This is a genomic window from Rhodoplanes elegans (assembly GCF_016653355.1).
In the GTDB taxonomy this organism is placed as follows: domain Bacteria; phylum Pseudomonadota; class Alphaproteobacteria; order Rhizobiales; family Xanthobacteraceae; genus Rhodoplanes; species Rhodoplanes elegans.
Genome location: NZ_NHSK01000081.1, coordinates 24,626 through 33,500 on the forward strand (window position 1 = coordinate 24,626; position 8,875 = coordinate 33,500).

Sequence of the window (8,875 nt, forward strand, 5' to 3'; positions counted from 1 at the left end):
GCCGCGAAGCTAGACGAAGGAACCCCTCGAAGGCAGTCGGCCACCGTCCTATGATCTGGACGGCCGATGCCGCGGCGTGCGACGACCGGATCGAGGCCGAGCGGCATCGGCGAAGGGCTCGCCGTGACCGACGTTCGCGCCGCCGACAAGAGCCGCTCGCTCGCCTGGCACCTCACGGTGCTCGGGCTCGGCCTGATCGTTCCGGCCTTCCTGTTCACCGGGGTCCTGTTCGTCCAGTACTCGTTCTCCGAGAGCGAGCGCCTCAAGGAGCGCACCCGGACGGTCGCCAGGACCCTCGCCGTCGCGGTCGATCGCGAGGTGGCCAACATCACCACGACGCTCGAGGCGCTCGCGCTGTCGCCGAGCCTGCAGCGCGGCGACCTCGACGAGTTCCACCGGCACGCCCAGGAAGTCCAACGCCGGCAACGCTTCCACGTCACACTGCGCGATCCGGAAGGGGTCGGCATCGTCAGCACGCGGCTGCCGATGGGGGAGCGGCTCACCGGCAATCCGCCCGAGCTGAAGGCGGCGGACGCCTACGTGGTGGCGACCGGCCGTCCCTACAGCAGCGACCTGCTGACCGGCGTGATCACCGGGCAGCCGGCCCTCCACCTGATCGTGCCGGCCCGGGTCTCCGGCGCGACCGGATGGGTGGTCAGCGCCAGCTTCCCGCCCGACTTTCTCCAATCGACCCTGGAGCGAATGGCGCTGCCGACCGGATGGTCGGCCGGCATCATCGACCGTCGCGGGCTGCAGATCATCCGGATCCCGGCGCGCGACGATCTCGTCGGCCGACCGACCCGCCAGACCTACGGGACGGGCGCCGGGTCGTTCACCTCGACCAACCGGGACGGCGTGTCGGCCTTCTTCGCCTACGACACGTCGCAGTCCGGCTGGCGCGTGGTCGTCGCGATCCCGACCGCGTCGCTCGAAGCTCCGATGACCCGCTCCGTCGGCACTCTGCTGGGGCTCGGCGCCGCGCTCGGGGTTCTCACCCTGATCCTGACCCGCATCACCGGGCGTCGCATCCTGGCCGCGATGTCGGTCGTGAACGCTGCGGCACGACGAATCGGTCACGGGGAGATCGTCTCGGTCGCGGCGACGCCGGTGACCGAGATCAACACGATCGGGGCGGCGCTGCGCGAGGCGTCGCACGACCTCGCCCGCCGCGCCGAGGAGCGCGACCGCGTCCTCGCCGCCCTGCGCGAGAGCGAGCTGCGCTACCGCACCCTGCACGAGTCGATGCGAGACCCGTTCGTGCAGACCGACATGGCGGGGCGCATCGTCGCCCATAACGACCTCTATGCCGAGATGCTCGGCTATTCGGCGGACGAACTGCGGCACCTCACCTATCGGGACCTCACGCCCGAGGCGTGGCACGAGGCGGAGGAGACGATCGTGCAGGAGCAGATCCTGCGCCGCGGCTATTCCGACGTCTACGAGAAGGAGTACCGACGCAAGGACGGCACCGTGATTCCGGTCGAGCTGCGCACCGTTCTGGGCCGGGACGCGAACGGGGTGCCGAACGCCATGTGGGCGATCGTCCGCGAGGTCGGCGCGCGCAAGCGGGCCGAGCGCGAGCTGCGGCTCGCCAACGAGCGGTTCCGCCTGGCGCTCGCGGCGGCCCCCATCACGGTGTTCGCGCAGGACCAGGCGCTTCGCTACACCTGGGTCAACAGCGCCGTCTACGGGTGCGCCGCCGACGCCGTGATCGGCAAGCGCGACGCCGAGATCCTTGAGCGCGCGGAGGACGCCGCCGTTCTCGACGCCCTCAAGACGCGGGTGATCACGACCGCGATCGGCGAGCGCCACGAGGTCGAGGTCACCCGGCAGGGTGTCTCGTGGTGCTACGACCTGCTGGTCGAGCCGCTGCGCGATCCGGGTGGCACGATCGGCGGGGTGATCTGCGCCGCCATCGAGATCACCGAGCGCAAGCGGGCCGAGCGGGAGCTGTCGCAATCGCAGCGCTTCGAGACGTTCAGCCGGATCGCCGGCGGCATCGCCCACGACTTCAACAATCTCCTGTCGGTCGTCGCCGGGAACCTGGAGCTGGTCGAGACGCGCGAGGCGCCCGACGACGTGCGCCGGGCGATCGCCACGTCGCTGTCGGCGATCCGCGACGGCGCCACCCTGTCGCGGCGCATGCAGCAGATCCTCTCGGCCGGTCGGCGCCGCACGCCGGTGCGGGAGCGGCTGGTCGTGAGCGAGCAGGTGAAGACGGCGGCGCGCCTGCTCGAGCACACGGTCGGGCCCTCCGTGGCGCTGAAGACCGAGATCGCGCCCGACCTGTGGCCGGTCGAGGTCGATCCCGGCGAGATCGACAGCGTCCTCTTCAACCTCGCCCTCAACGCTCGCGAGGCGATGCCGGCGGGCGGCACGCTGACCATCGCGGTGGCGAACGTCGTGGTGGCCCCCGACTCGCCCGAGCTTCGCGACGGCGCGGCGCCGGGCGACCATGTGCGGCTCTCCGTCACCGACAGCGGCGTCGGCATGCCGCCCGAGATCCTGCGGCGGATCGGCGAGCCGTTCTTCAGCACCAAGCGGCTCGGCCAGGGCACCGGGCTCGGTCTCGCCAGCGTGTTCGGATTCGTGCGCGACGCCGGCGGCTTCGTGTCGGTGACGAGCGCTCCCGGCGCCGGCACCTGCGTGTCGCTCTACCTGCCGCGCGCCGTGGCGACGGCCGCGGTCGAGACCGGACCGTCCGAGCCGGCGCCGACCGGCGACGGCGAGCTCGTGCTGGTCGTCGAGGACGACGAGCGGGTCCGCCAGGTGTCGCTTCGGCGGCTCGAGATGCTGGGCTACGCGGTGCTGGAGGCCCGCGACGCCGCCGAGGCTTTGGCGCAGATCCGCGCCGGCGAGCCCGTCGACCTCGTGTTCAGCGACATCAGCATGCCGGGCGCCTCGGGCTACGATCTCGCGGCGACGCTGCGGGCCGAGCACCCGGCACTGCCGGTGCTGCTGACCACCGGCTTCGAGCCCGGCGATCCGCGCCGCGACGACAGCCGCGCACCCGCCGGAGTGGCGATCCTCGAGAAGCCCTACAGCATGGCGCGACTCGCCCGCGCCGTCGCGGCTGCCCTCCACCCGGAGCTCGACACGGCGCGCGCTCAGCCGGTCGTGACGTCGCCCGTGAACACGTAGCCGACGCCGCGCACGCTCTTGATGAGGGTCGGCGCCTCGCCGGGCGGCTCGATCTTGCGGCGAAGCCGCGCCACGTGCCCGTCGACGGTGCGGTCGAGCGGCTCCCAGCGCCGACCGACGATCGCGAGCGAGATCTCGTCGCGGCTCAGCACCCGGTTCGGGCAGCGCAGGAACAGATCGAGCAGGCGGATCTCGGTGTCGGTCAGCTCGAGCGCCGACCCCGCCGGATCGCGCAGCTCGCGCCGGCCCATGTCGAGAACGCCGGCGGCGAAGCGATGCCGGCGGTTCGTCGGCCCGTCGTGCTCCGGGGAGGTCTGCAGGCCGGTGTAGTGGCGCAGCACGGTGCGGATGCGCAGCACCACCTCGCGAATGTGGAACGGCTTGGTGATGTAGTCGTCGGCGCCGTGCTCGAGCCCGGTGACCCGGTCGACCGGCTCACCGCGCGCCGTGATCATCACGATCGGCAGGTTCCGGCGCGCGCGGATCTCGTTGGCGAGCGACAGCCCGTCGTCGCGGCCGAGCCCGAGATCGAGCGTGATGAGACGGATCGGCTCGGCGTCGAGGGCCTCGAGCAGCGACTTCTTGCCGGCCGCCTCGCGCACCGCGAATCCCTCGGCCTCGAGCCCCTTGCGCAGGACCTCGCGCACCGCCTCGTCGTCGTCGACGACCAGGATGGCTGGCGTTCCGCTCATTCTTGTCGTGCCTTCGCGCACGCCTGCCGGCCGATGATGCCCGCTTTCGGTGAGGATCCCGTTTAAGCGAACCGTGCGGGCGCACGCAAGACATCCCGGCGATCCGTACAAATCTGCACAAACCCGGTCTTCCACCGGAGCGCCCCGGCATGGTCAATTACCGTCGACACGCTCGCGTCGGATGCCGCCAGGGTCCGTTCGACAGGCGCCGGTCCGTCTCCGGATGATCCGCGGTTCGGATCGTCCGTTTTTCGAGGCCCTGGGACCACCCGAGTCTCGGTCGAGATCGGCGCCTCCGCGCGAGCAGCCGCGCCGTCTTTTCGATGGCGCCGCGCAGCCCGGCGGCCGCGACGTGCATGCGGAACTTCCGCCGGCGAGAGCCTCCGTCGGCGAGTTCCGAACGATACGCCTCTGCGGACCGAACAGGGACATGGAGCAGCCGTCATGGACAGAGTGGTCGCTCTCGGAAAGGTCGATGCGTTCGAGCCCGAAGTGATCGACGCGATGTCGGTCGCCATCGACCGCGTCTGCGGATCCCTGCATGTCCCTCATTCGGCGGTCGGAGCGCGCGGCCTGATCGCCCGGCGCGTGATGGAGCTCGCGCGCCACGGGGAACGCGACGCCATCCGGCTGAGCGAGGCCGTGCTCGGCGAGCTGAAGCGGCAGTTCGAGGAACTTCCGCACGATTGAGCGATTGACGTCGAGGGCCCACCCGCGAACCCGTTCGCATCGGCGCCGGTCCCTCGGGCGACGACCAAGTCGAGGAGCGCGAGAGTGGCGAGCATGATCAACGATTTCAGCGGCCCGGCCTCGATCTCGGGGCTAGCGTTGCGGCGGCAGTCCGTACAGACGGACGACGTGGCGGCGAACCGCATTCTCGGCGGCCTCTCGGCCACGGCTCGCGACCGTCTCGCCCCGCATGTCAGGGTCCGGGCGGCCCGCGAAGGCGCGACGCTGTGGGAGACCGGGACGCGGTCCGATCGCGTCCACTTCCCCCTCACGGCCATGGTGTCGCTCGTTCTGCGGGCGGGCAGCGGTGCGGATCTCGAGGTCGGCAGCGTCGGCCTTGAGGGCGCCTGTGGCTTCGACACCGATCTGTTCCCCGGCGCCGTACGCCCGGTCGTGCGGATCGGCGGCCTGATCGCCAGCCTGCCGGCGCGGGAGTTCGACGCCGCCGCGCGGGATTGCCCCGAGCTCTGCCGCATCGCCCCGGCCTGCACGGCCTGGCTGCTCGCCCAGGCGCAGCAGATCGCGGTGTGCAACGCGACCCACACGGCCGAGCAGCGCTTCGCCCGCTGGCTCGCCCGCGCCGCCCAGGCGACCGGCCGCGACACCGTCGCGGTGACGCAGGAGACGGTCGCCGAGCTCCTCGGCCTGCGGCGGACGACCGTCACGCTGATCGCCCAGACCCTGCAGACGGCCGGGATCATCCGCTACCGGCGCGGCATCATCGCGATCATCGATCCCGCAGGCCTGCAGGCCGCCGCCTGTCCGTGCGGCGAGACGCTCGGTCCGGCGTTCCAGCCGGCCGATCTCCTCGCGGCGGCGAGCCATCCGATCGGTCCCGAAGCCTGCGCCTGAGGAATCTTCTCGCGAGACGGCGGGCGGCCGTCGCCCGCGTCGCCGAACCGAGCCGAAGCGCCCGGCGCTACGGCATCGGTCCGCGGCGCGGCATCGCTCCGCGGCGCACCGCCGCGTCCGCCCGCTCTGCCGCCGGTCTCATGTCATTGATTTTCTGGCGCGCCCGACACGATTCGAACGTGTGACCTTTGCCTTCGGAGCAATTTAGGCTGCCTATCCGAAAAACGCGATAGGGCACGCCATGATACGCCATACACTTGAAGCTGCTGGATTTTTTGAAACGGCGGCACGACACATGTATCCGAATGTTTGCCCTGGCTTTCCTCCTGCTGCTTACGTGATGCTTACGCGGGAGCGACCGCTCATCCGGGAGGAGTGCCTTGCCTAAACTCACGAAGAGAGTCGTAGACGCGGCAGAGGTACGCGAAAAGGACTACGTCATCTGGGATGACGAACTGCCCGGCTTTGGGCTGCGATTGTTCACCACCGGCAAGCGAAGCTACGTCATTCAGTATCGCGCTGCAGGCCGTTCGCGCCGCTACACGATTGGACTCCATGGCGTCTGGACGCCCGAGACAGCGAGGCAGGAGGCGAAGGTCCAACTCGGCCGCGTGGCGAAGGGAGATAATCCCGCTGAGGAGCGCGAGCTTGACCACAGGGCCATCACGGTCAAAGAACTGTGCAATTTATATCTAAATGACCTCAGCGCCGGCCTGATTTTGGGTAAGCGAGGACGTCCGAAGAAGCCAACGACAATCGTAACTGACACAGGGCGTATCCATCGGCACATCGTCCCGCTCATCGGAACGCGGCGAGTCAAGGACCTGACCAAAGCTGACGTCGGTAAGGTCTTAAAGGACATCATGGCTGGAAAGACACGCACCACAGTCAAAACAAAGAAGCTGCGGGGTAAGTCCATCGTACGCGGAGGGGTCGGCACGGCAACTCGAACTGTCGGTCTGCTCGGAGGCATCCTGACGTATGCCGTCGAGGCCGGCATTATCGAGACCAACCCGGCTCACGGTATCCGCAAGCCTAAAGACAGGGTACGAACGCGCCGCTTGTCGGAGGCGGAGTACCGGACTCTTGGCCAGCTCTTGCGAGAGAAAGGCGAGCAAGAGAAGTATACGACGACCGTGGACATTGTTCGTCAAATCGCGCTGACGGGATGCCGGCGCAGCGAGATCATTCAGCTGAGATGGTCGGAGGTCGATACCGAGGCAAGCTGCTTGCGGCTCGAGGACAGCAAGGAAGGCGAATCGATCCGGGCTATCGGCTTGCTCGTCGTGGAATATCTCGAACGTCGGCGTGCATGCGCGGTCGGCACATACGTTTTCCCTGGGCAAGGCGAGGACAACGCATTCGGCAGCTTTCCGAACCATTGGAAGCAAATCTTCAAGAAGTCGCCGCTTGCCGACATTACGCCGCACGTTCTGCGCCATAGCTTCGCGAGCATCGCAAATGATCTGGGCTTCACCGAAGTGACGATAGCCGCGCTCGTAGGGCACGCCAAAGGATCCGTTACGAGCAAGTACATTCACACACTAGATACGGCGCTGATCATGGCTGCGGACACCATCGCAGGCTATATCCAAGGCCTCCTGGACGGGGTGACTTTCAAGCAGACGGCTTACGCAATCGATCGTGATTCCCGGAAGGCGTCGCTTGCGCGCTTCTTCCATGCGGCTGTAGGCGATTGTCGGATGAAGAATGAGGAAGCGCCCCTGGCGGCGTAAGGTGAATGATGGCGAGCTTGTGGGGCCGGTCTAGCTAGTCGCCGCTCGCATTTCTCGAATTGGACCAGAGCAGCGAGCCGTTGCCGCTCTCAATAGCACTGCATCAGTTTCCAGCAGCGGACAAAATGCCGTGCGGCAAAAGTCGTTGCCGCACGTCGGCATACGCTATCAGTTCGGGATCCACCTTTGCCGGGTAATCGAAAGTACCCTGACAGGCGTCTCCGTGAGCGGCGAGCGTGACTTTGCCTAACCCCGATATGGTTCAAGCGCGAGGTGAGCGGGGGGGCCTAGGGTTCATGCTTAGGCCGCCAGCAGCTTGGGTATACGGATGAGGTTGTAGGCAAGGATTGAGAAGATAAAGATGCGAATCGATCTCGTTAAATCGAGCCGACAACGTGCCGAGCACCTTATTCACCAGCACCAGGATCGCCCTCAATGGGTGATCCAGCGCGAACCGCTCCTCCAGCCGAATATACGAAAAAAGCCCCTCCGACCTTCGTTGCTCGCCCCGCATCGAAAATCACCCCGTCGTTTCAAACAACGGAATCAGGATCAGCCCTCGCAGTCGAGACAGTTTTTTCAGCAGCCTGCTAGTGCAAATGCGAGCCCTGAACTAACATTCCAACCGGACCCCTCCACTGGAGGCCGGTCAAAATCAAATCCGCGCTCCTCTGAAAAAGTGGATTGGTAAGTCAAGAGCGCCGCACTCCTTTGCCGTTTGTCGCCTCTGGTGGTCATGTTGCTCATGGGGCGGTATGCTTATGATAACTAGGGTCAAAACTCATTAATTCTTGTGCGCTGACAATACGAGCCTGATTCGAATTTGAAAGGGGATCGGGATCATGCGCGGCAATCCTTTTTGGCTGAGCGACGAGCAGTGGAAGCGGATCGCCCCCTGTCTGCCGACAGATGTGCGGGGTGTTGAACGCGAAGATAATCTCCGTGTCATCAGCGGTATTGTGCATGTGCTGAAAAGCGGCTGCCGCTGGTGCGATTGCCCGCCCGAGTACGGCCCTTCGACGACGATCTATAATCGCTTTGTGCGCTGGGCCCGGCGGGGCATCTGGGAAAACATGTTCCGGGAGCTTGCTGCGAGCGGACGTTCCGCCGACACGCAGATGATCGATTCCACGCACATCAAGGCGGATCGCTCGGCGGTGGACGGAAAAGGGGGGAGCAGAAGCAGGCTATTGGCCGCTCGCGCGGAGGGCGCAACACGAAGATTCATGCACTCGCTGATACTAAAGGACGCCTTCTCGCCATCCTCCTGACGGGAGGCGAAGCGCACGATTGTCCGGTTGCGGAACGCCTGATCCGCCGCGTGAAGCCACCCAAACGGATGCTCGGCGACAAGGCCTATGACAGTGCCGAGCTGCGCGAAGAGCTGGACGAGCACGGAACCAGGCCGGTCATCCCCAATCGCTGCAACAGAAAGCAGCCATTCAGCTTCAGCAAACGGCTCTACAAGCTTCGCTGGCGCATCGAGAGCGCCTTCAACAGGCTGAAGGACTTCAGACGCATCGCAACCCGCTACGACAGGCTGGCCAGAAATTATCTGGCATATGTATGCCTCGCTGCAGCTCTTGTATGCTGGATTTATACCAACGGCCTCGGCTCCTGACTCGCCGGGGATTCCGGGGAGCGGCCGATTGTGATTCGCTTGGCGCGGGAGGATTCGCGCCATGGCGACAGCGGTTGCTCTGCGGACGGATTTCTCGGCGGCCG

General features: G+C 66.5%; 5 protein-coding genes and 1 pseudogene. 5 read left to right on the forward strand and 1 reads right to left on the reverse strand.

Going from position 1 to position 8,875, the window contains the following annotated elements:
* Positions 1-123: 123 nt before the first annotated feature.
* Positions 124-3,141, forward strand: coding sequence for a PAS domain S-box protein (locus CCR97_RS31670; protein ID WP_170145915.1), 3,018 nt, complete (start codon positions 124-126; stop codon positions 3,139-3,141).
* Here CCR97_RS31670 and CCR97_RS11105 read toward each other — a convergent pair.
* Positions 3,108-3,833, reverse strand: coding sequence for a response regulator transcription factor (locus CCR97_RS11105; RefSeq protein WP_111358123.1), 726 nt, complete (start codon positions 3,831-3,833; stop codon positions 3,108-3,110). The two genes, CCR97_RS31670 and CCR97_RS11105, sit on opposite strands and share 34 nt — an antisense overlap.
* A gap of 444 nt (positions 3,834-4,277) precedes the next feature.
* Between CCR97_RS11105 and CCR97_RS11110 the strand changes: the two genes are divergently transcribed.
* The 4 genes and pseudogenes from CCR97_RS11110 to CCR97_RS11125 all read left to right on the forward strand — a co-directional run bounded on the left by CCR97_RS11110 (position 4,278) and on the right by CCR97_RS11125 (position 8,771).
* Positions 4,278-4,523: a hypothetical protein gene (locus CCR97_RS11110; RefSeq protein ID WP_111358122.1), complete on the forward strand. Its 246-nt coding sequence runs from the start codon at positions 4,278-4,280 to the stop codon at positions 4,521-4,523.
* Positions 4,524-4,616: 93 nt separating this feature from the next.
* Positions 4,617-5,414, forward strand: a complete 798-nt coding sequence (locus CCR97_RS11115; protein ID WP_244670389.1) for a Crp/Fnr family transcriptional regulator — start codon at positions 4,617-4,619, stop codon at positions 5,412-5,414.
* 380 nt (positions 5,415-5,794) lie between these two features.
* The gene (locus tag CCR97_RS11120) at positions 5,795-7,150 is read left to right on the forward strand and encodes a tyrosine-type recombinase/integrase (RefSeq protein ID WP_111358120.1); all 1,356 of its coding nucleotides are present in this window, start codon (positions 5,795-5,797) and stop codon (positions 7,148-7,150) included.
* A gap of 842 nt (positions 7,151-7,992) precedes the next feature.
* A pseudogene (locus CCR97_RS11125) lies at positions 7,993-8,771 on the forward strand (IS5 family transposase).
* The last annotated feature ends 104 nt before the right edge of the window (positions 8,772-8,875 follow it).